We start from the raw sequence: 21,316 nt of genomic DNA, 5'->3' as shown, positions 1-21,316 counted from the left end.
TTGACATGACCGTTGCCCGACGTTATGCCAAGGCCTTGCTGACCATGGGCAAGGAAGATGATCATTACAAAGAGTATGGGGAAGGGCTCAGTGGGTTCGCCCATCTTTTAGCGCGGGAACCCGAGTTGAAGGATGCCTTGCTCAACCCCATCCACAGCCGGGAGGATCGTAGTAAATTACTCCTGCGCATGATCGAACTGTTGCAGCTGCCGCTCATGGTGTCCAATCTGCTGCAACTTCTCCTTGATAAACACCGCCTCAATACCGTGGACGGAGTCGCCATGGCTTACCAGGAGATGGTGGACGAGGTGGAAAACGTCAGCCGCGCCAAGGTAAAAACGGCGATTTTCCTGGATGAGGCTACCCAGGATCAACTCCGCCAGACACTGGAGAAGCTGACCGGCAGCACCGTGGTCATGGAGGTGGAGGAAGATCCCAGCATCATCGGCGGTGTAATCGCCAAGGTGGGGGACTTGGTGCTGGATGGCAGTGTCCGCACCCAGATCAATTATTTGAGAGAATCCTTAATAAAAGGTGAGGTCTTATAAATGGAAATTAGAGCCGAAGAAATCAGCCAAATTATTCGCTCTCAGATCCGGGATTACGAGAAGAAGGTAGAGGTGGCCGAAACCGGCACGGTTCTGTCCGTCGGTGATGGTATCGCCCGGGTCTATGGCGTGGAAAAATGCATGGCCATGGAGCTCCTGGAGTTCCCCGGGGGCATCTTTGGTCTCGCCCTGAACCTGGAAGAGGACAACGTCGGTGTTGCCATCCTGGGTGAAGATACCCACATCAAAGAGGGCGACATCGTTAAACGCACCGGTCGTATCGCTCAGGTGCCCGTCGGGGATGCGGTCCTCGGCCGGGTCATCGATCCCGTGGGTAATCCGATTGACGGTAAAGGTCCTATCGACACCAAGGAGTTCCGGCGCATCGAGGTTAAGGCCCCTGGCGTCATCGAACGTCAGCCGGTGAATGAGCCCATGTATACGGGCTACAAGGCTATCGACGCCATGACCCCCGTCGGCCGTGGCCAGCGGGAGTTGATCATCGGCGACCGTCAGATCGGCAAAACCGCCCTCTGCGTCGATGCCATCATCAATCAGAAGGACTCCGGCATCGTCTGCGTCTACGTAGCCATCGGTCAGAAGAAATCCACCGTGGCCCAGGTGGTGGACGCCCTGGAGCGCCACGGCGCCATGGGTCACACCATCGTGGTCAACGCCTCGGCTTCCGAGCCCGCCCCCTTGCAGTACGTCGCCGCCTTCGCCGGCTGCGCCATGGGCGAGTATTACCGGGACAAAGGCCGCCACGCGCTGATCATCTATGATGATCTGACCAAGCAGGCCCAGGCCTACCGGCAGATGTCCCTGCTGCTGCGCCGCCCGCCGGGACGTGAAGCTTATCCCGGTGACATCTTCTACAACCACTCCCGGTTGCTAGAGCGGGCCGCCAAGCTGAACGATACCCTGGGAGGCGGTTCTCTCACCGCCCTGCCCATCATCGAAACCCAGCAGGGTGACGTATCGGCCTTCATTCCCACCAACGTCATTTCCATCACCGACGGGCAGGTGTACCTGGAACCGAACCTGTTCTTCTCCGGTATCCGGCCCGCCATCAACGTCGGTCTCTCGGTCTCCCGGGTCGGCGGCGCCGCCCAGGTGAAGGCCATGAAGCAGGTGGCCGGCATGCTGCGGTTGGAAATGGCCCAGTACCGGGAACTGGCGGCCTTCGCCCAGTTCGGCTCCGAGCTGGACAAGTCCACCCAGCAGCAGCTCAACCGGGGCGCCCGGCTGGTGGAAGTCCTGAAGCAGCCCCAGTATCAGCCGCTGCCCATGGAGAAGATGGTGTCCATCATCTTTGCCGGCACCCGGGGCTTCCTGGACAAGTATCCCATCGATGTGCTGGGGTCTTACGAACAGCAGCTCTACAGTTTTATGGATTCGAAGTACGCTGGCGTGCTGGCCGATATCAAAGAGAAGAAAGAGTTTACTTCGGAAATCGATGCCAAGATGAAGGTTATCTTGGAAGAGTTTGATTCCGTATTTCAGCCTGTCGTCAGCGCGTCATAAGAGCGGGGTATAAGCATGGCGACCCTACAAGATATTAAACGCAAAATCGGGGCGGTCAAGAAGACCCAGCAGATCACCAAGGCCATGAACATGGTCTCGGCAGCGAAACTGCGGGGCGCCCAGCTGCGCATGGAAGGGTTCCGGCCTTATGCCGGGGCCTTCGCCATGATGCTGGGCAATATGGCCGGCCGGGTAGAACCGGAGATCCACCCCTTCTTCCAACCGGCTGCCGCGGTGGAACGGGTCGGTGTGGTGTTGATGACCGCTGACCGGGGTCTGTGCGGCAGCTTCAACGTCAACCTGATCAACACCGCGGTGAAGTTCATCCGGGAAAAAGAGGCCGCGGGTATCGAGGTTTCCCTCATCTGCGTAGGCCGCAAAGGCCGGGATTTCTTCCGGCGGCGCAAACGGGAGATGATGGCCCAATACGTGGATGTGTGGAATAAGTTCGACTTTTCCAATGCGGTGACGGTGGCCCGGGAGGTCATGAGCGCCTTTCTGACCGGAGGGGTGCAAGAGGTTCACCTGATCCATGCCAGGTTTATCAATATGGCGATCCAGCGTCCCAAAATGGTGCAGTTGCTGCCCATCAAGCCGGCCGAGGCCGAGGCGGTGGCGGAAGCCGGGGGCGGCACCGAGTATCTCTTCGAGCCGCCCATGGAGCAGTTCCTGGAGTACCTGCTGCCCAAGTATATCAACGTGCTGGTTTACCATGGCTTCCTGGAAAATTCCGCCAGCGAATACGCCGCCCGGATGACCGCCATGGATAACGCCCAGGCTAACTGTAAAGAAATGATCACCACCTTGAGTCTCATCATGAACAAGGCCCGGCAGGCGGCCATTACCAGAGAACTGATGGATATCGTGGGCGGGGCTGAGGCCCTTAAAGGCTAAGCCGCCCGTATGAGGAGGATTTACAGCATATGAATATCGGAAGAGTCGCCCGCGTTATCGGTCCGGTAGTGGACGTGGAATTCGAAGAAGGCAAACTGCCGGCCATTAAAAACGCCCTTTTCATTACCAACCCCGCCATCGACGACATTGAAGACAACCTGGTGGTGGAAGTCGCCCAGCATCTCGGGAACAACATGGTCCGCACCATCGCCATGGACACCACCGACGGTCTGGTACGGGGTATGCCCGTAAAAGACACCGGTAACCCCATCATGGTGCCGGTGGGACACGAGGCCCTGGGCCGGGTGCTCAACGTCGTGGGTCGCCCAGTGGACGGTATGGGTCCGGTGACTGCCAAGCATTATATGCCGATTCACCGTCTGGCGCCGGAGTTCGTGGAGCAGGACACCACAGTAAAGGTGCTGGAAACCGGGGTTAAGGTTATCGACCTGCTGGTTCCCTTCCCCCGTGGCGGCAAGATGGGCATGTTCGGCGGCGCCGGCGTGGGCAAGACCGTCGTCATGATGGAAATGGTCCACAACATCGCCATGCACCACGGTGGTATTTCGGTGTTCGCCGGCGTGGGTGAGCGTACCCGTGAGGGCAACGATCTCTACCTGGAAATGAAACACTCCGGCGTACTGCCAAAAGCGGCCTTGATCTACGGACAGATGACCGAGCCCCCCGGGGCCCGGGCCCGGGTAGCCTTGACCGCCCTGACCGCGGCGGAATACTTCCGGGATGAAGAAGGTCAGGACACCCTGCTCTTCATCGACAACATCTTCCGTTTCACCCAGGCGGGCTCCGAGGTATCGGCTCTCTTGGGCCGCATGCCCTCCGCCGTAGGTTACCAGCCCACCCTGGGCACCGACCTCGGTGAATTGCAGGAGCGCATTACCTCCACCAAGAAAGGTTCGGTCACCTCGGTACAATGCATTTACGTACCCGCTGATGACTTGACCGACCCGGCCCCGGCCACCACCTTTGCCCATCTGGACGGCACCGTGGTGCTCTCCCGGGCCCTGACGGAACTGGGCATCTACCCCTCGGTGGACCCCCTGGATTCCACCTCCCGGATCCTGGACCCGCAAGTTGTGGGCGAAGAGCATTACTACGTGGCCCGGAACGTCCAGCAGACCCTCCAGAAGTATAAGGACCTGCAGGACATCATCGCCATTCTGGGCATCGACGAACTCTCCGACGAAGACAAGCTCACCGTGGCCCGGGCCCGGAAGATTCAGCGCTTCCTGTCCCAGCCCTTCTTCGTCGCGTCCCAGTTCACCGGCCAGGAAGGCAAGTTCGTGTCCGTGCCGGACACCGTGCGGGGCTTTAAGGAAATCATCGAAGGCAAGCACGACGATCTGCCGGAGCAGGCCTTTTACATGGTGGGTGGCATCGAAGAAGCGGTGGCCAAGGCCGAACGGCTGGCAGCCGCCTAAAGGCCCACGGAGACCAAGCCTATGGCAGAAAAAGCACTCCAGTTGGAGGTGGTTACTCCCGATCGCCTGGTCTTGTCCACTGAGGCCGACGTGGTGGTGTGCCCCGGTGTGGAAGGCCAGTTCGGCGTCTTGCCGGGCCACATCCCCTTCCTGAGCGCCCTGGAAATCGGCGAGATGTACTACCGCAAAGGCGGCCAGATTGAATACCTGGCGGTGAGCGGCGGCTTTGCCGAAGTCACTGGCGAGAAGGTAACCATCGTAGCGGAATCGGCGGAAAAAGGCCGGGAGATTGATATAGAACGGGCCAAGCGGGCCCAGGAACGGGCCGAGAAGCGTGTCGCCGCGGGCAAGACTGCGGAGATCGACTGGGCCCGGGCCGAAGCCGCCATGCGCCGCTCCCTGGTGCGCATGAAGGTGGCTGGCCGCTAACCCATCATTCACGTTAATTAACCTGAACAATAAAAGGCAAGCCTGAACATACGGGCTTGCCTTTTCATTTTTAGAAATTAATAGTATTTTTACGGTTAGGGAATGTCAGAGTGAGAATTTTGACAGACCTCAGTGGGCCGGTTCATAGGCCTGGCTCAGAATTTTAGCTAATATTCCGTGGGTGCAGACTCTATCCTGCATTATCGGGACTATCTCTGGTGAAATATAAGCTTTCTCGACATGCCCGATTGGAAATGGAGAGACGGGGAATTTCCCCAGAACTTTTGGAATATGTTTTGCAAAACCCACAACAGATAGTCCCGGAGCCCCGCGGCAAAAAAGCCTATCAATCGATTATTGATTTCGCTGGGAAGAAATTCCTGTTGCGGGCTATTGTGGCTGAAGCCGCTGACTTACCAATCGTGGTAACAGTTTATCGCACCAGAAAAATCCATAAATATTGGAGGATGCCATGAAGGTTACTTATGACCCCGAAGTAGATGTGCTGCGGATTCTCTTTAGCAACGCTCCCATCGAAGAAAGCGATGAAGATAAACCCGGAGTGATCATTGACTACGATAAAGACGGCAATGTCGTAGGCATGGAAATTCTGGACGCTTCCAAACGCATGGATAATCCGAGAGCGGTGGATTATGCGGTGATGGGGTAAAGAGATCCCAGCTATTGCGGAGGCTCTTGAGATGAGGGAAAGTGAAAAAATCCTTTACCATTATACCTCTCTTGAAGGGGTTTTGGGAATTACCCTAAGTAAATCTATTTGGGCAACAAATATTCTCTATCTAAACGATGCAAGTGAGTTAAATTATTCATTAGATATGCTGAAAGAACAGGTTGATGAGTTTAAGAATGATATTCCTGTTGATAAGAACTGGTTATATAAACTCAATTTTTTCGACAAGTTGATTGATAAATTTAATAGGTTAATTACAAATACAAAGATATTGGGCTTTTTTGTCTGTTCGTTTTCAGAAGAGAAGGACCTGCTAAGCCAATGGCGGGGGTATTGCGCAAAAGGTATCGGCTTTAGTTTGGGATTTGAGTTAAGTAAGCTGAGGAAATGTGCCCGACAGAAAAATTGTTTAATAAGGCCGTGTAATTACGATAAGAAAAAGCAAATAAGCGCGATAAGAAAGCTGATTAGCGAGCTATCCTCTCAGTTTGACGCTGTAATTAGGAATTCATCAGCAGTAGATCAGGTTAACATAGATGCCAACGAGTTAGGATTACTTGCAGAATTTTTAATTAAATTCAATGAGATAGCTCCAACATTTAAGCACCCAAAATTTAAAGAAGAAAAGGAATGGAGAATAATTGTAAGACGAAATTTTCGATCCAAGGGGAGTATTGAATCAATAAAATTTCGCACTGGCCCATCAATGATTGTTCCTTATATTGAGTTTCCTTTACCAAGGGAAGAGGAAGATTTAATTATTAATAAGATCATTGTGGGACCAACGCATGATTCTATACTATCTAAGGCCTCCATTGAAATGTTACTGAAATCAAAAAATGTGAGGTTCAATGAAGTTCAGGAATCAACAATACCTTATAGAAATTGGTGATTGAGTAGCAGGTTAGGATAATTCTTGGCATAAAGAGTGCATAAATTAAGGAATGGAAATGATAAAAGATAACATCACCGCCGTCATCCTGGCCGCGGGCCAGGGGACCCGCATGAAGTCCAATAAGCCCAAAGTGCTGCATGAAATCCTGGGGAGGCCCATGTTGGCCTACCTGATCGACACCCTGAAGTCCGTGGGGGTGGAAGATATCGTTCTGGTGGTGGGCCACCAAGCCGAACGGGTACAGGAGGTTTATAAGGATTACGGGGTGCGTTTCGTGGTCCAGGAGCCGCAATTGGGCACCGGGCACGCAGTCCAGGTGGCCATGCCGGCGGTTCCCCCGGGGGCCGGAACGGTCATGGTCCTCTGCGGCGATGCGCCCCTGATTTCAGGCCAGAGCATTGCGGCTCTGAACCAACGGCATGAAGCTGCCAAGGCCGCAGTCACCGTCCAGACCATTATCCTGACAGATGGAGCCCATTATGGCCGGGTGGTGCGCGACGAGGCCGGACAGGTGGCCGCGGTGGTGCAGGCCAAGGATTCCAAGGACCGCCCCGATCTCCTGGCCATCCGGGAAATCAACACCGGCGCCTACTGTTTCGACGCGGCCTTTCTGAAACAGGGCCTTACAAAAATCCCCCAAAGCCCGGTTACCGGTGAAATCTATCTCACCGACCTCATCCATATCGCCAGGGGAGAGGGGAGGGGGGTCGAGGCCATGGTAGACCCGGACTGGGAGGCCCTGTTGGGGATCAACAGCCGTCAGGAGTTGGCCGAGGCGACGCGCACCATCAAACGGCGGATTAATGACCGGCATATGAGCCAGGGGGTCACCCTCATCGATCCGGAGGCCACTTATATCGAACCCCTGGTGACCATCGGCCAAGACACCATCATCTACCCAAACGTCTATCTCCAGGGCAAGACCGTCATCGGTGAGGACTGCCTGATCGAGGCTTCGGTAAAGATTGCCGATTCCAACCTGGAAAAGAACGTCCATGTTAAAATGGGCTGCGTCATCACCCAGAGCCGGATCGGAGCCGGGGTGGATATCGGACCCTATGCGCATCTCCGTCCCTTGAGCGACCTGCGGCAGGGGGTCCACGTCGGCAACTTCGTGGAAGTGAAGAAATCCGTCCTGCACGAGGGCGTTAAGGCCGGTCATCTGACCTATTTGGGAGATGCAGACGTCGGAGCCGGCACCAATGTGGGGGCCGGGACCATCACCTGCAACTACGACGGCGTGCATAAGCACCGCACCATCATCGGCGAGAAGGCCTTTATCGGCAGCAATACCGCCCTGGTAGCGCCGGTGACCGTCGGGGCCGGGGCCTACATCGGGGCCGGCTCTACCATTACCAAAGAGGTGCCCCCTGGGAAACTGGGGATTTCTCGGGCCCGCCAGGTGAATCTGGAGCGGCGGTTAGTCCTGAAGAAGAAAGAAGAGTAGCGGTTGGCGGGTGGCTTTTTCGGTTACTAATATTCTGTCCTTTGTTCATAAGGAGTCCAAGCAGAGCTTGGACAAAAAAATTGCATTCCCAAGCACAGCTTGGGAACGAAAAGCTAAAAGCTAAGGGCTAAAAGCTGACTGCTGACAGCTAAACGAGGTAACTATGTGCGGCATCATCGGATATCTGGGACCCCAGGAGGCCATGCCCATCATCCTGGATGGTTTAAAAAGGCTGGAGTACCGGGGCTATGATTCGGCGGGCATGGCGGTGATCGGCGGCGACCATCGCCTGGCCCTTCGCCGCAGCCTGGGCAAACTGAAGGAGTTGGAAAACCTGCTGCGGCTGGACCCGCTTCACGGTCAGGTGGGGATCGGGCACACCCGGTGGGCCACCCACGGGCGCCCCTCCGAAACCAACGCCCATCCCCACATGGTGGGCGACATCGCGGTGGTGCACAACGGCATTATCGAGAACTATCTGGAACTCAAGGAAGAATTGATTAAAGAAGGCCATCGGTTCGCGTCCGAAACGGATACGGAAATCGTCTCTCACCTTATCGTCAAGCACCTGGGCCAGGGGGCCCCGTATCTGGAAGCGGTGCAACGAACCTTGCGGGATATCCGGGGATCATATGCCCTGGCGATCGTCAACGCGAACGCGCCTCGCATGCTGCTGGCAGCGCGTAAGGAAAGCCCCTTGATCCTGGGACTGGGCGACCACGAATACTTCCTGGCCTCGGACATCCCGGCGATTTTACCCTATACCCGCCGAGTGATCTTCCTGGAAGACCACGATCTAGTGGTGGTGGAAGATGGGGAGTTTCGCCTGTTGAACCGGGAAGGCCAGCCGATTGAACGCCCGGAACATACCATCACCTGGAGCCCGGCCATGGCGGAAAAGGCGGGCTACAAACATTTCATGCAAAAGGAAATTTTTGAACAACCCCGGGCCTTGATTGACACCTTTAGGGGGCGCATCGACCCGGATGCGGGTGAAGTGATGCTCCAGGAAGTCCTGTTCTCAGATAGCGAGATCAAGGATATCCGCAAGATCTTCCTGGTAGCCTGCGGCACTTCGTTTCATGCCGCGATGGTGGGCAAGACCCTGATAGAAAGCCTCTGCCGTATCCCGGTGGAGGTGGAGTTGGGTTCCGAATTTCGCTATCGCGACCCCATGGTTGACCGCCATACCCTGCTCATCCCCATTTCCCAATCCGGAGAGACCGCGGACACCCGGGCGGGGCTGTCGGCCGGGAAGCTGTTAGGGGCCAAGAGCCTGGCCATCGTCAACGCGGTGGGCTCCAGCATAGCCCGGGACGCCGACGCGGTGTTGTATACCCACGCCGGGCCGGAGATCGGCGTCGCCTCCACCAAGGCGTTTACCACCCAGTTGGTGGCTCTATATCTCATCGCTTTGTTTCTGGCCCAGCGGCTGGGTCGGCTCAACCGGGAAAACACCCGGCACCGGCTCACGGAATTGCTCAAGCTGCCCATGTGGGTCCAGGAGACCCTGGACCTGGATCAGGAGATCCGGGAAACCGGCCGCCGTTACATGAATGCCCACAATTTCCTCTACCTGGGCCGGGGCATCCACTATCCCATCGCTTTAGAAGGGGCGCTAAAACTCAAGGAGATTTCCTATATCCATGCGGAAGGCTATGCCGCGGGGGAGATGAAGCACGGCCCCATCGCCCTGATCGACGAATCCATGCCGGTGGTGGTATTAGCATCCCGGAGCCCGGTGCTGGAGAAGGTTCAGGGCAATATCGAAGAGGTGGCGGCCCGGGGCGGGCGCATCATTGCCCTCACCGAGGTGGACAACTATCAGGTGAGAGACCGGGTGGAGAGCGTCATTTCCGTGCCCCAGGTCCCGCTGGAGTTGTCGCCCATTGTCCTGGTAACGCCATTGCAACTGCTGGCTTACCATATCGCCGACCTGCGCGGCACCGATGTAGACCAACCCCGCAACCTGGCCAAGAGCGTCACGGTGGAGTAAACTTGGCGCCTTAGCGTCTTGGCGTGAAAATATTTCTCACGCCAAGGCGCGAAGACGCCAAGGAGTTACTTTCTCACCACGGCAAAGCGCGGCCGGCTGATGGATTCGTGCTGGCAGATGGGGCAGCGGCTGGGACGGGTGAGGCGGTCGCGCTTTTTAAAGACAAAGCCACAATGCTTGCACACTGAGGGGATGATCTGGAAATGCAGGCCGGGGCCTATGGCCCGGGCGAGATGTGACAAATGCTCCACTACCTCTTTTTCTGAGAGGGACAGAAGTTGCGACAACTCCAGGCTGGAGTATGGCTGCTCCGCCAGAAGTTCTTTCATGGCCTGGCGCGGGGTGCTCACGGGAATTCCTCAACCCTGATTTCAGATTCGTTTTTATAACTATCTCATTCAACTGCTAATCGACCAACATTTTTATGCGCTACCTGATAGTAGGAGCCGGGGCTCTGGGCTCGGTGTTTGGCGGACTTTTACAATTTAGTGGCCATCCCGTAGCCTTTATCGGCCGGGGGCCGCATTTTGAGCACATCACCACCCATGGCCTGGCCATCGACGGAATCTGGGGGGAATTTCAGCCGGGGCCTGTAGCCCCCAACTCAGATTCTTCAAACCGGTACGAGGTCATTCTCCTCTGCGTCAAATCCTTTCACACGCAGGAGGCCTGCCGTCGCGTCAAAGGCCTGTTGGCCCCCCAGGGCCTTATCGTGTCTGTGCAAAACGGCCTGGGCAATCTGGAAATCATCGCTGCAGAGTTCGGGTCGGAGCGCACCATCGGGGCCCGGGTCATCTTTGGAGCTCAAGTCATTCGCCCCGGACTGGTCAGGGTTACCGTCTATGCCGAGCCGGTCCTGCTGGGCGCCATAGCCTCGGGCTACCCTCGACAAATCCTGGTCCAAATCGTAGAGGATCTGAATCGAGCCGGCATACCCACCCGTCAGGTGGATGACATCCTGACCCACCTCTGGGGAAAAGTTCTCTATAACTGCGCCTTGAATCCCCTGGGCGCGATCCTCGGAGTGCCTTACGGGGCCCTGGGGAACGACCCTCAAACCCGCAAACTCATGCGGTTGATTATCGAGGAGATTTACCAGGTAGCCGCGGCCCGGGGTGTTAGGCTCGGCCACACTGATGCCGACTCCTATTTCAAGTTTTTCATGGAGCACCTGGTTCCCGCCACCGCAGAGCACTGGCCATCCATGTGGCAGGATTTACACGCCGGCCGCCGCACCGAAATTGAAGCCTTGAATGGCGCCATCTGCCGCTATGGTGAGGCCGCGAAGATCCCAACCCCTTACAACGACGCGGTCAGTCGTTTGGTGCGGTTCCTGGAACAGAATCCCAAAGCGCGAGGGCAGGTAGAAGTTTCCCAAGAGGCGCCCCAGGATTAAGGTATTGCCTGGTTTGTGGCAGATGCCAGGGGAGGAGAGTCAAGCCCTCCCTCCCCTTAAGGTCATGTCGGTTTCTATTTGGTAATTGGCCCGCAGGCGATCCGGGGACCGGCATTACCCGCCGGATCTGTAACATTGTCATCCGGCGCGGCATGGATCACCAGAGAAGTCCCGTCCGGCTGGAATAAAGAATTCTTTTGCCCCTCCTTGAGGGTGACCTGCGAAGCCCATGCCTCGACCTTAGCCTTGCCATCGGGACCCACGGTGATATTGGGCAAATCCCCGGCGTGCGGACCGGCGGGGTTTTTCAAGCCGTGTTTCTTGTCAAAGGGATTAAAGTGTCCCCCGGCGCCCATGAAATCCGGCATGGTACACGTGCTTTTCGCATGGATGTGGAAAGCGTGCTCGCCGGGAGGCAGATTTTCCACGGTCATAACGATCTTCACCCCTTGGGGGGTCTCGGTCAGGGTGGCCTCCCCCACCTTCTGCCCCTGATTATTTACCAGAGTGGCCTTGGCCGTGGCCGAAGGACTCTCACCGCAGCCGAGAACCAGTGCCAGCCAAACCCCTAAAATTCCTGCGACCAGCTTTACTTTCATCCCGTCACTCCTTTGAGGCTGAATTTTCTGTCAGGGAGCGGCCCGGTCTACCGTGCCCAACAATTTTGTACTATTAGGTTAAGACTTGGTTACCTCATTTGCCATAATCCCCGATTAAAATTCTTTAAATTAACTTATCGCTATAACCTGGGGGATGGAGCAGACGCATGCAGCAAGATCTTGTTGGACCTGGTACGAAGACTCGTGCAAGTCCTGATGAAAATAGGGAACACGATGAGGAGGGAGGTTAAGCCTGGCGCCAGAACGAAGGTGGCGGTGGAAGGATGATTAAGAAATTATCGGATAATTGATGAAAACGGCGGCAAGCCGTGCCCTGCTGGGAGCAGTGATGGCCGCCAGGCAGGCCCGGAGGGCGCTTATCCTATAAGCTTTTCCGCATGGCTGCGACCATTTTGGTGACATTATTCTTGAACATGTCGATGTAGGTGGGAGCCGGCCCCTCCGGTTTTGACAAGGCGTCCGAATAGAGCTCTCCCCCTAATTTCACTCCACTTTCCTTGCTGATTTGCTCCACCAAGCGGGGATCGCTGACGTTTTCGATGAAGACCGCGGTGATCTTTTCTTTACGGATTTGCTTGATGAGCGTGGCGACACCGCCGGCAGAGGGTTCGCTCTCGGTGCTTAAGCCCATAGGGGAGAGAATGGTGACTCCGTAGGCCGCGGCGAGATAACCGAAAGCGTCATGGGAAGTGAGGACGCGCCGTTGCGGTTTAGGTATGCTGGAGAACTCCGTCTTTACCCACTTGTCCAGTTCGGCCAGCTTGGCTTTATAGGCCTCGGTCGTGGCCTTATAGATGGATGCGCCTGCCGGATCCACCACACTGAGCCCCTTGCCGATGTTATCCGCATATATCTGGCCGTTGGCCAAATTCTGCCAGGCATGAGGATCAATCTTATGCTCATGCTTGGCGCCAGGTTTGTGTCCCTCTTTTTCCTCTTCTGTCCCCTCTAAAGGCTTAATGCCCTGAGCCGCCACTACTACGGGGCCCTTATACCCTGAGGTCTTGATGAGGCGCTCCATCCAGCCTTCCATTCCCAAGCCGTTGACGATGACCAGGTCGGCTGAGGCTACGGCTTTGGCGTCGGCAGGGGTCGGTTCAAAGACATGGGCGTCGCCGTTGGGACCGACCAGGGTGATAACCTCGACCCTATCGCCGCCGACATTGTTGGTTATATCGCCGAGGATACTGAAGCTGGCGATCACTTTCAACTTTTTCTCGGCGCTTGCGGCCATCCCGGCCCCAACCATGAAAAGAGCCATGAAAAGAACGAAAATCCGGGTTATGACCAACATGATCTTTCCTCTTAGGTTTGGGGTTCAGCCTCCTAAATGAAGGCCCAATCTGCGCCGGCTGTAGATACTCCCGTGCGCGCCGAAGATGACGGAAAAAATATAGCAAAATCCGGCGGTAAGGATGATTGAAGGCCCGGAAGGCAGGTTGGCATGATAGGACAGGAGCAGCCCCACATAGCCGGACAGCATGGCGATGCCCACGGCCGCCAAAGCCATGGACCAGGCTTGGGTGGCCCAGAAGCGGGACGAGGCCGCGGGCAGCATCATCAGGCCCACGGCCATCAAGGTTCCCAGGGCTCGGAAGCCGGCCACCAGGTTGAGGACCACCAGGACCAAAAAGATAAAGTGCATCGCCGCGCCCCTGCCGCCCACGGACCTCAGGTAGCCGGGATCGAAGCACTCCACGATGAGGGCCCGGTAGATCAGCGCCAGGGTGAAAAGCGTGACGGAAGATATGGTTGCTACCAGGATCAAGTCGGCGTCATCCACCGCCAGTATGGTGCCGAACAGCACGTGGATGAGGTCAATGTTGCTGCCGCGCAAAGAGACGATGAGAACCCCCATGGCCAATGACATCAGGTACATCGCGGCAAAGCTCGCATCCTCTTTGAGCAGCGTGAAACGAGCCACTGTCCCTGCCACCAGGGCTACGGCCAGACCCGCGGCGATCCCTCCCAGGGTCATGGCGTAGAGGGAGAGTCCGGAAACCAGAAAACCGATCGCCACTCCCGGCAACACCGCATGTGACAGGGCATCCCCCACCAGGCTCATGCGCTTGAGGACCAGGAGCACGCCCACGGGGCCGCATCCCAGGGCCAGCGCCATGCAAGCGATCAAGGCGTGGCGCATAAAGATGAAGTCCTGGAAGGGAGCCAGGAAGAGGTCGAAGAGATAAGTCATAAGGGTCATAGCTCGCTTATACGGCAGACTTCCGCCTCCTCGTCCCAGGCTTCGGACATGCGCCGCGCGAGTTCAAGATTTTCGGAAGTGAGGATCTCAGCCGTATCGCCCCAACCGATGGGTTCCCGGGCGATCAGCAAAGTTTGTGGAAATGAAACCTTTACCTGGTCGAGGTCATGCAAGACCACGATAACCGTGCGGCTCTCGGCGTGCCAGCGGCGGATCAGATTCAGGAGATCGGCTGTCGTCCGGGCATCTATGGCGGTGAAGGGTTCATCCAGGAGAATGACGGGACGATCCTGGAGCAGCAGGCGGGCGAATAGAACCCGTTGGAACTGGCCGGCCGACAGATTGCCGATGGGCCGCTGCTCAAAACCTTCGAGGCCTACCGCGGCCAGGGCCTGCCGGGTTTGTTGCCATTGGTCGCGCTTGATGCCGCCGCACATGCCGACCCGATGCCACAGCCCCAGGGCCACGGTGTCCAGAACGGTAATCGGGAAACTCCGGTCGATTTCCGCTTGCTGGGGCAAGTAGGCGAACTGGGAAGTCCTCAGGCCGCCCCGGTCGATGCGGCCGCCCAGCGGATGCAGGAAGCCGGTAATTCCTTTCAACAGGGTGCTTTTGCCTGAGCCGTTGGGTCCGACCACCGCGGTCATCGATCCCGCTTCGAAAACTCCGTTCAGGTGGTGCACCGCGGGATGTCCGTCATAACCCAGGGTGAGATCGTGCAGGGCAATGGCATTCATAGGAAAATCGCCTAGAGCCAGCCTATGGCCCAGGCCACCGCAAGCCACAGGAGAGCTGAGGCAGCGGCCGCCCACAGCAGACGGCCGGCGATGCTCCACCCGAGTGGAGAGATCAAGACTTTCTTCGGGGCCGGGCAGGCCATTATGGTTTTCGGCATATGATCAGCTTTAATAAGGTGTTTTTTTCCATTTCTCATTCCCACCGGAAAGCATCTGGACCGGCAAGCGGTCGTCGCCTTTATGCCGGGGCAACCGAGTTGCCTTGAGCCGGGTGGAACAGGCGTCTCGTCTAGAGCGGATCAGGCTTAAAGCCCGCGGTTACCTTAAATGACGCCGACGCCGTCCCGTTCAGGGTGCTTCACGGCATTTGTGGCAGAGGCCTTCCACTTTGATGTCGATATGGTCGGCGCGGTTACCCACTGGGCCTCGCAACTCCGTCCACATCTTGTTTAAGGCCACCGGTTCCAGGCACTGGACTTCCCGGCAAGTATGGCACTGAAAATGGGGATGGGGCGGGTGATGCTCGCAGGCCAGCTCAAAATGGTTCACCCGGCCCTCCAGGGTGAGTTTCCGGACCACGCCACGGCGACAAAATTCCTCCAGGATGCGGTAGACGGTAACTTTATTAACCCGCCGGTGGGACCGAATGGACTCCATAATTTCCTGGGCCCTAAGGGCGCGGGGGGCATCCCCCAAAATCTCCAGGACCGCCAGGCGCACCGGCGTGATCCTCAGACCCTGCTGGGCCAGCCACCGGGGAAAATTGCAATGATCGCTCATGGCAATTTTGTACTCGAAACTCAACTGAGTTGCAAGTATAATGTTAACATTAGGAAAGGAGTTTAGATTTATGGAAGTGGATATAACCCAAGCGCTAAAAGACGCCGAAAATGCCCTCAGGGACTTTATTTCTAGCATTTTGGGTAAAAAATTAGGAGCTGATTGGATTGAAAAATGCGGAGTTTCAACTGAAAGAGTGCAGAGATGGAAAGAGCGCAAGGCCGAAGAGGAAAAACGCCAAGAATTTGGAACTATTGATGAAAGACTTATATACTATGCCGATTTTTACGATCTAAAAACTATTTTGAAAAAAAATTGGGAAGGTGATTTTTCTGACGCATTTGGCGATTGGAAAACCATCGAGGTTTGGTTAGAAGAACTTGGAAGACTAAGAGACCCTGATGCACATAGGAGGGAATTATTGCCTCATCAGAAGCACTTGGCATCAGGAATATCTGGCGAAATTAGAAATAGGATTGTACGTTATCGTAACAAATTGGAAACGAGTGAGGATTACTTTCCTAAGATTGAAAGTGTTATGGATAATTATGGAAACATTTGGACAAATGAATTATTTGGAACAGGAGGTATTATAACAAATACTATTCTAAGACCTGATGATGATATTAGTATTATTATTAAAGCAACCGACCCATTAGGGGAAGATATGGAATATTTTTTAAAGGTTAGTCAAGCTGGCTTACATCAATTATACGGTTGCCAGAAAAAAAATACGTTCTCTGTAAATATTATAGAGGAATTCGTAGGCAAAAAATGTATTATAAAAAGCTTTATTAAAAGTAATAGAAAGTATCATGCTTACGATGGTTACGATGACTCTATTGAGTTTCGTTATGAAGTTCTTCCGCCTAAGAAAATTTAATCTTTTTTAAATTATGCGCATAGGCATTAATGCCAGCGGCACTTTTACCGACTTTGTCTCCCAGGGTGCCTGGGAGGGCAGGATGCACGATGTCCCTTCAACCCCCCGAGGGACCTCTTGCAGGCCCGGTGTTGATGGCGCTACGGCGGTTGGCTGGGCCGGAGATAAGACTTAGGGTTGTGGTTTCAGGAGGCCGTCAAGGAGGATAGAGACCGCTTAACCCCCTTCTCTTCCTTGGTTAAAGGGGTCGAGGGTTCTGGAGAGATGCGCTGCAGTAGTTCAAGGCCGCAAAGAATCCGGGTCAGGCTGGCCTCGGGAGGCTCGGCGTGGGTCGCGATTTCGATTTCCGGCCGCACCGGGGTTTCAAAGACATCGCCAATTCCGGTAAAATTGAGAATTTCTCCGGAAAGGGCCTTCCGGTAAAGGCCTTTGGGATCGCGGCTGATGCAGACTTCTATGGGACAGTTAACGTAGACTTCGACAAATTCCCCGATGATGGACCGCACTTCTTCCCGAATGGCGTGATAGGGACAGATGGCTGCCACGATGGTCACTACCTGTTGGCGGACCAGGTTCTGAGCCATCCTGGCGATGCGCCGCATGTTGGTCTCCCGGTCCCCCTGGCTGAAGCCCAACCCTTTGCTCAGAGTAGTCCGGACAATGTCGCCGTCCAGGATTTCAATTTTGAAACCCCGCCGGGTCAGAGCCTCGCCCAACAGCCGGGCCAGGGTGGTTTTTCCCGACGCGCTTAAGCCCGTTAACCAAACGCAAAAGGCTCCATTCCCGGTAGCAGGTTTTTCAGGCGCTGCCCCCGATATATTAGGCAGGTCAGTGTTCCTCATTGCGGATATATAGCGCTTGTCAAAAGTTCTTTCCTTTTATTTTCCTCTCCCCTTGTGGGAGAGGGTAGGGAGAGGGGTGAGTAGGGAAAAACTTTTGGCAACGAGTATATATTCATGGCCGGTTTTTCTTACTGAGCCCTCACCCTGGCCGTTTCATACGGCTTTAGTATAACCGGCGCTGGTCCGGGAAGAAACTCCTAAACGTACTTGCCTTGCGGACCGCTGAACCCCTGGCCAGACTAGTTTGGCGATGCTTTGCCCGACCTCCAAGCTTATCGGCCTCCACCCAGACTAACTTAAACTTTCCGTTGCGGGGTAAGTAGTTCGAAGTCTTTGACCTCCGTAACCAGGGTTCCGCGGGAGAGGGAAGGCGGACGCTCCGGGTGTTTCGGAACAAAAAATTGAATTCACCGGTGGTTGTGGCATATTGCTGTAATTACAATAAGTTACCGATTTAGAAGCCTGCGCCGTTGCCACTTTGGTATAAATAATTGAACCGGCATCAGAATGGAAAAAAGGTAATTTATTGATATTACGTATGAATTAATGAGCATGAATGTCTGGCATGCTTTCTGCATGTATAAATAATGCGTATATGGACCCTATTAAGGTACCCACATCCCCCCCTTAATCAAAAGTTCATATACCATTTTCTCCTTTCACCGACTGGCCGGGTTCCTCCCCCACCTGGCCAGTTATTTTTTTGGGGTCCGCAAACCGGTGAGGACCGGGGTTGAAACCTACCTCCCGTATTTGCCATACCTGCCTGCCACCCACGAGAAATCCTGCAAGCCATTTCAAAACCGGTATTTTTTGTCATCCTGAACGAAGTGAAGGATCTCGTCTTTTGAGATTCTTTGGTCGCGACGCTCACTCAGAATGACAGGCGTGGGGACTTTTCATAAACCCGTTGGGTGAAAGAACCGGGCGCAGGGGATATATATGCAGAGTGGAGGGACTTGGGGGCGGGGTTACGTCAAACAGGCCGGTTGGCGGACGGTGGTGGCGCTCCCCCGGTGAGGGAGAGCAGGCCGGGCCGTCCTTAGCCCCGCCTGAAGGAGTTACATGGAGTTAATCCGGTTAGCAAGTGCCCTTGCGGAACCGCAGGGCGCCCAGGCCCAGGAGGCCGGAGCCCAGAAGCAGGACGCTGGGAGGCACGGGCACGGGGTCGACGCACTGGCCCACAAAGCAGACATCATCTACCGCGCCAGAAAATGATCCCCAGGCGCTGCAAGTACCCTGGAGGACGATGCCCACCGCCAGCCAATAAGGCTGTGTGTCCAATTTCCCAGAGTCATTATAGGTGTAGTTGCTAAAATTAATGTAGCCATCAGTCGGAGGGCCCGCGGTAAAGCTCGTGATTAGAGTCCAGCCGACCGGGTTGTAGGCGTTGAAAGCGGGGGCAGGGTCATCCGAGTCGCTACCGGCGTAATAGTAGAAGGAGGTGACCAAGGAACCAGAACCACCCCACGTACCGGCCTTGGTATCCATTTTGACCGAAGCGGTCCATTCTTTAGAGGTATTAGTTGCGATCCAATCGGGTTCGTAAAACACCTGGCCCAGGGCGGCATACTGGGAGTCACTGACCGAGGCATCGGCATAGTGGTTACCAGATCCATTGCGGTCAAAATCATCACCACCCGAAGATTGTGATTTTACCCATGTAAATGGGCTTGAGGTCTCGAAATTGCCGTTCACTACCTCGCAGCCGGGGAGACAATTGGCCATTGCCGGAGCCGTCATCAGGGCCAGAACCAGGATCGCCAGTAAGATTGTTGACTTCTTCATTGTGTTTCGCTCCTTTGGTTCAATCGAGTGAGAATTAAAGGTAGGCTGTTGTGCCTTAAGTATCTTCCCGGCACTGATGCCGGACGATACGCCGCCGCGCCGCAATGGTGTTGGTCTCACCCCCCTTTAAGCGGAAATAGAAGGAAAAAGGACGTCCTGTCGGGTAGCCAGGCGGTCTCAACGGGTGCGCATAAGACCCATGGCTCATTGATTCTCCGGCGTGAGGTTGGCGAGGCCGCCGGCAAATTCTTGCAGGCCTGACACCAGGGAGAGCACCTCGTTGCTTGAGAGCATCTTTGATTGAACCACGTAATGCAAGGACGGTGCCGATAGTGCAGAGTTAGACGGAGCGCGTCTCTGGGGCGGGTTGCGGCGGGGACCAGAGGATTACGGGATGTGCCAAGATCGAACCGTGTTTAACGAATTAAAATTAAACTTGTTGATTTATATAATAAAAATAATGTTTATTATTATTATCATTATTTATTATTTATGAACATATTATAAAATAAATTATTAATAATTTTAATAAAAATGTTCGCCAAATTGAACAAAAGAACTATGGATCTGATTTCTGCTCAACCACTCCTGGGATTAGCTTGAGGATTTTGACGTATTTTTCATTTTTGCAAAGGAACTAACTTTAACCTCCCTTAATTGCATAGACACCAGGAATGGCCCCTTCGCAGGCATAATAAATCAGGACTCCCCAATGAAAGCCGTTAACTAGTTACTGGTCAAGCAAAGGGGCAGGTCCGTGGTTCTTGGGGTGGACGACTTAAGGAGAGACCCACTGGGCCGTCAGGCGGACGGTGGTGACGCTTCCAGGGGGAGGGAGAAGTGGGGGGCCGTCCGTAGCCCCGCCTGGTAGAAGTTACAAGGTTAGTTTAGCTGCATGTCCCTTTGCGGAACCGTAGCAGACCCAGACCCAGGATACCGGAGCCCAACAGCAGGACGCTGGGGGGTACGGGAACTGGAGGCGGGCAGGGGGAGAAGACCCGGAGCGACATTTCAAAACTGCCGGAATTGTTAACAGAATAAAGGGTGGGAGTATGGGCAAAATCACCACCGCCGAGGTCTAACGCCTGCATGAATGGCAAGGTCAAGCCGCCACCCGAGACACCTGGCCCGCCGCCGAACGGACTGTAATTAGAGGAGCCCCATCGAAAAGTGTTTGTACCTACCTGATCGGCGATCAGGCCCATGGCGTAAGTATGTCCAGCAAGCAAGGTGAAGTTCCCGGTAATCTCGGGAGAGTCAAAACATTGAGCGTTAGCAGCAAAATCACCAGGGTGCCCCGATACCGCCTGCGCAGCCGAGAGGTATACAGGTGCGGCATGATTATTGTCGTCGAAGATCAACCACTTGATGTTTCCAGCGACCTGAGCTTGACCATAAACGCCGAAGCTGCCGATGGTCACGTCGCTGGAACCGACAACCACTTTGGCCAAAGATTCGTTCGTAGTGCCACTGGTCACGGCATAGAAGCCAGTCCCTTGGTATTGGACCAATAAATCTGCGCTGGCCAGTCCTGCGGTAGCGACGACGAGGCAGAGGGCAATTAACCATAATTTTATACACTTTACAGATTTCATTTGTATCCCACCCTTTCATTTATTTTCGGTCACGCCATCGGCGGGGCCTTGGCTTTCCAGCCCCGCGCGGGTTTGGCTGATGACCTCGATTAGAAGTTAGGTGCCAAGGGGCGCCGGAATGGGCTCCCATGGTCAAGAGATTTTCGCCAGACAGTAGTCGCTCTTATTCCAGCAAGCCGCATGACTTTCCTAGCCAATGCCGACGCCGGTGCCGGAAGTTCGTAGCCACGCCATAATTTTGATCTTCATCACCCCCTTATATTTGGAAATATAGAGAAAAGCCGGACGTCCTGTCGGATAGCCAGGCGGTCTCAACGGGTGCGCTTAAGACCCCTGGCTCATTGATCTCCGGCGTGAGGTTGGCGAGGCCTGTGGCAAATTCTTGCCGGGCCTGGCGCCAGGGAGAGCACCTCCCGCCTTAAGAGCATCTCTGATTGGAGCTGAGCAATGCAAGGATGGTGCCCATAGTGCAAAAGCAGACAGGGCGCATCTCTGAGGCAGGTGGCGGGGAGGACAAGCGGATTTCGTGATGTGCTAAACTCGAACCACGTTTCGCGAAATAATATAAAACATATTGATTTATATAATAAATATAATATCTATTATAAT

Annotated in this window: 22 protein-coding genes; 12 read left to right on the top strand and 10 right to left on the bottom strand. The window is 55.0% G+C overall.

Features of this window, described 5'->3' with window-relative positions:
• The first annotated feature begins 5 nt into the window (after positions 1–5).
• The 10 genes from atpH (at position 6) to glmS (ending at position 9,863) form a co-directional block, all read left to right on the top strand.
• The gene (gene atpH, locus WC600_06305; protein MFA4902343.1) at positions 6–548 is read left to right on the top strand and encodes an ATP synthase F1 subunit delta; all 543 of its coding nucleotides are present in this window, start codon (positions 6–8) and stop codon (positions 546–548) included.
• Positions 549–2,072, top strand: coding sequence for a F0F1 ATP synthase subunit alpha (atpA, locus tag WC600_06300; GenBank protein ID MFA4902342.1), 1,524 nt, complete (start codon positions 549–551; stop codon positions 2,070–2,072).
• A 15-nt stretch (positions 2,073–2,087) separates the two neighbouring features.
• Positions 2,088–2,966, top strand: a complete 879-nt coding sequence (atpG, locus tag WC600_06295) for an ATP synthase F1 subunit gamma (protein ID MFA4902341.1) — start codon at positions 2,088–2,090, stop codon at positions 2,964–2,966.
• Positions 2,967–2,995: 29 nt separating this feature from the next.
• Positions 2,996–4,405: a F0F1 ATP synthase subunit beta gene (gene atpD / locus WC600_06290; protein ID MFA4902340.1), complete on the top strand. Its 1,410-nt coding sequence runs from the start codon at positions 2,996–2,998 to the stop codon at positions 4,403–4,405.
• A gap of 21 nt (positions 4,406–4,426) precedes the next feature.
• Positions 4,427–4,834 (top strand): F0F1 ATP synthase subunit epsilon, encoded by a 408-nt coding sequence (locus WC600_06285; GenBank protein ID MFA4902339.1) that lies wholly within the window; start codon positions 4,427–4,429, stop codon positions 4,832–4,834.
• A gap of 218 nt (positions 4,835–5,052) precedes the next feature.
• Complete coding sequence (locus WC600_06280) at positions 5,053–5,310, top strand: DUF4258 domain-containing protein (protein MFA4902338.1); 258 nt, start codon at positions 5,053–5,055, stop codon at positions 5,308–5,310.
• Positions 5,307–5,504 carry a DUF2283 domain-containing protein gene (locus tag WC600_06275; protein MFA4902337.1) on the top strand — a complete coding sequence of 66 codons (198 nt, stop codon included), beginning with the start codon at positions 5,307–5,309 and terminating at the stop codon, positions 5,502–5,504. The genes WC600_06280 and WC600_06275 overlap by 4 nt, the downstream gene beginning before the upstream one ends.
• Before the next feature lie 31 nt (positions 5,505–5,535).
• On the top strand, positions 5,536–6,417 hold the full coding sequence (locus WC600_06270) for a DUF2971 domain-containing protein (GenBank protein ID MFA4902336.1): 882 nt from the start codon (positions 5,536–5,538) through the stop codon (positions 6,415–6,417).
• Positions 6,418–6,475: 58 nt separating this feature from the next.
• The gene (glmU, locus tag WC600_06265) at positions 6,476–7,867 is read left to right on the top strand and encodes a bifunctional UDP-N-acetylglucosamine diphosphorylase/glucosamine-1-phosphate N-acetyltransferase GlmU (protein MFA4902335.1); all 1,392 of its coding nucleotides are present in this window, start codon (positions 6,476–6,478) and stop codon (positions 7,865–7,867) included.
• Between the two features lie 163 nt (positions 7,868–8,030).
• Positions 8,031–9,863 (top strand): glutamine--fructose-6-phosphate transaminase (isomerizing), encoded by a 1,833-nt coding sequence (gene glmS / locus WC600_06260; protein ID MFA4902334.1) that lies wholly within the window; start codon positions 8,031–8,033, stop codon positions 9,861–9,863.
• A gap of 65 nt (positions 9,864–9,928) precedes the next feature.
• Here glmS and WC600_06255 read toward each other — a convergent pair whose 3' ends face one another.
• Positions 9,929–10,213 (bottom strand): hypothetical protein, encoded by a 285-nt coding sequence (locus WC600_06255; protein ID MFA4902333.1) that lies wholly within the window; start codon positions 10,211–10,213, stop codon positions 9,929–9,931.
• A gap of 74 nt (positions 10,214–10,287) precedes the next feature.
• Here WC600_06255 and WC600_06250 point away from each other — a divergent pair, with 74 nt between their 5' ends.
• Entirely contained in the window at positions 10,288–11,259 is a 972-nt protein-coding gene (locus tag WC600_06250; protein ID MFA4902332.1) for a ketopantoate reductase family protein, read from the top strand.
• Positions 11,260–11,333: 74 nt separating this feature from the next.
• Here the strand turns inward: WC600_06250 and WC600_06245 are convergent, their stop codons facing one another.
• From WC600_06245 to WC600_06220, 6 genes are all read right to left on the bottom strand, one after another.
• Entirely contained in the window at positions 11,334–11,858 is a 525-nt protein-coding gene (locus WC600_06245) for a superoxide dismutase family protein (protein MFA4902331.1), read from the bottom strand.
• A 382-nt stretch (positions 11,859–12,240) separates the two neighbouring features.
• Positions 12,241–13,173, bottom strand: a complete 933-nt coding sequence (locus WC600_06240; protein MFA4902330.1) for a metal ABC transporter substrate-binding protein — start codon at positions 13,171–13,173, stop codon at positions 12,241–12,243.
• Between the two features lie 24 nt (positions 13,174–13,197).
• Entirely contained in the window at positions 13,198–14,082 is an 885-nt protein-coding gene (locus tag WC600_06235) for a metal ABC transporter permease (GenBank protein ID MFA4902329.1), read from the bottom strand.
• Positions 14,079–14,819: an ABC transporter ATP-binding protein gene (locus WC600_06230; protein MFA4902328.1), complete on the bottom strand. Its 741-nt coding sequence runs from the start codon at positions 14,817–14,819 to the stop codon at positions 14,079–14,081. Before WC600_06230 ends, WC600_06235 begins: the two co-directional genes overlap by 4 nt.
• Before the next feature lie 11 nt (positions 14,820–14,830).
• Positions 14,831–14,977, bottom strand: a complete 147-nt coding sequence (locus WC600_06225) for a hypothetical protein (GenBank protein ID MFA4902327.1) — start codon at positions 14,975–14,977, stop codon at positions 14,831–14,833.
• Between the two features lie 190 nt (positions 14,978–15,167).
• Complete coding sequence (locus tag WC600_06220; GenBank protein MFA4902326.1) at positions 15,168–15,599, bottom strand: transcriptional repressor; 432 nt, start codon at positions 15,597–15,599, stop codon at positions 15,168–15,170.
• A 70-nt stretch (positions 15,600–15,669) separates the two neighbouring features.
• Between WC600_06220 and WC600_06215 the strand changes: the two genes are divergently transcribed.
• On the top strand, positions 15,670–16,482 hold the full coding sequence (locus WC600_06215) for a Swt1 family HEPN domain-containing protein (protein ID MFA4902325.1): 813 nt from the start codon (positions 15,670–15,672) through the stop codon (positions 16,480–16,482).
• A 185-nt stretch (positions 16,483–16,667) separates the two neighbouring features.
• Here the strand turns inward: WC600_06215 and cysC are convergent, their stop codons facing one another.
• The 3 genes from cysC to WC600_06200 form a co-directional block, all read right to left on the bottom strand.
• Positions 16,668–17,324 (bottom strand): adenylyl-sulfate kinase, encoded by a 657-nt coding sequence (gene cysC / locus WC600_06210; protein MFA4902324.1) that lies wholly within the window; start codon positions 17,322–17,324, stop codon positions 16,668–16,670.
• A 1,080-nt stretch (positions 17,325–18,404) separates the two neighbouring features.
• Complete coding sequence (locus tag WC600_06205) at positions 18,405–19,112, bottom strand: hypothetical protein (protein MFA4902323.1); 708 nt, start codon at positions 19,110–19,112, stop codon at positions 18,405–18,407.
• 887 nt (positions 19,113–19,999) lie between these two features.
• On the bottom strand, positions 20,000–20,707 hold the full coding sequence (locus WC600_06200) for a hypothetical protein (GenBank protein ID MFA4902322.1): 708 nt from the start codon (positions 20,705–20,707) through the stop codon (positions 20,000–20,002).
• Positions 20,708–21,316 lie beyond the last annotated feature (609 nt).

The organism is Desulfobaccales bacterium (genome assembly GCA_041648175.1).
In the GTDB taxonomy this organism is placed as follows: domain Bacteria; phylum Desulfobacterota; class Desulfobaccia; order Desulfobaccales; family 0-14-0-80-60-11; genus 0-14-0-80-60-11.
The sequence above is the reverse complement of the archived record's forward strand: the minus strand, read 5'-3'. Positions and strand labels throughout refer to the sequence as shown.

Excerpts from the sequence above, each read along its gene's own strand:
- WC600_06215 (MFA4902325.1), top strand. The coding sequence starts at position 15,670 with ATGGAAGTGGATATAACCCAAGCGCTAAAAGACGCCGAAAATGCCCTC.
- WC600_06230 (MFA4902328.1), bottom strand. The coding sequence starts at position 14,819 with ATGAATGCCATTGCCCTGCACGATCTCACCCTGGGTTATGACGGACAT.
- WC600_06285 (MFA4902339.1), top strand. The coding sequence starts at position 4,427 with ATGGCAGAAAAAGCACTCCAGTTGGAGGTGGTTACTCCCGATCGCCTG.
- glmU (MFA4902335.1), top strand. The coding sequence starts at position 6,476 with ATGATAAAAGATAACATCACCGCCGTCATCCTGGCCGCGGGCCAGGGG.
- glmS (MFA4902334.1), top strand. The coding sequence starts at position 8,031 with ATGTGCGGCATCATCGGATATCTGGGACCCCAGGAGGCCATGCCCATC.
- atpH (MFA4902343.1), top strand. The coding sequence starts at position 6 with ATGACCGTTGCCCGACGTTATGCCAAGGCCTTGCTGACCATGGGCAAG.
- WC600_06220 (MFA4902326.1), bottom strand. The coding sequence starts at position 15,599 with ATGAGCGATCATTGCAATTTTCCCCGGTGGCTGGCCCAGCAGGGTCTG.
- WC600_06225 (MFA4902327.1), bottom strand. The coding sequence starts at position 14,977 with ATGCCGAAAACCATAATGGCCTGCCCGGCCCCGAAGAAAGTCTTGATC.
- WC600_06205 (MFA4902323.1), bottom strand. The coding sequence starts at position 19,112 with ATGAAGAAGTCAACAATCTTACTGGCGATCCTGGTTCTGGCCCTGATG.
- WC600_06235 (MFA4902329.1), bottom strand. The coding sequence starts at position 14,082 with ATGACCCTTATGACTTATCTCTTCGACCTCTTCCTGGCTCCCTTCCAG.
- WC600_06275 (MFA4902337.1), top strand. The coding sequence starts at position 5,307 with ATGAAGGTTACTTATGACCCCGAAGTAGATGTGCTGCGGATTCTCTTT.
- WC600_06250 (MFA4902332.1), top strand. The coding sequence starts at position 10,288 with ATGCGCTACCTGATAGTAGGAGCCGGGGCTCTGGGCTCGGTGTTTGGC.
- atpG (MFA4902341.1), top strand. The coding sequence starts at position 2,088 with ATGGCGACCCTACAAGATATTAAACGCAAAATCGGGGCGGTCAAGAAG.
- WC600_06200 (MFA4902322.1), bottom strand. The coding sequence starts at position 20,707 with ATGAAATCTGTAAAGTGTATAAAATTATGGTTAATTGCCCTCTGCCTC.
- atpA (MFA4902342.1), top strand. The coding sequence starts at position 549 with ATGGAAATTAGAGCCGAAGAAATCAGCCAAATTATTCGCTCTCAGATC.
- WC600_06245 (MFA4902331.1), bottom strand. The coding sequence starts at position 11,858 with ATGAAAGTAAAGCTGGTCGCAGGAATTTTAGGGGTTTGGCTGGCACTG.
- WC600_06240 (MFA4902330.1), bottom strand. The coding sequence starts at position 13,173 with ATGTTGGTCATAACCCGGATTTTCGTTCTTTTCATGGCTCTTTTCATG.
- WC600_06270 (MFA4902336.1), top strand. The coding sequence starts at position 5,536 with ATGAGGGAAAGTGAAAAAATCCTTTACCATTATACCTCTCTTGAAGGG.
- cysC (MFA4902324.1), bottom strand. The coding sequence starts at position 17,324 with ATGAGGAACACTGACCTGCCTAATATATCGGGGGCAGCGCCTGAAAAA.
- atpD (MFA4902340.1), top strand. The coding sequence starts at position 2,996 with ATGAATATCGGAAGAGTCGCCCGCGTTATCGGTCCGGTAGTGGACGTG.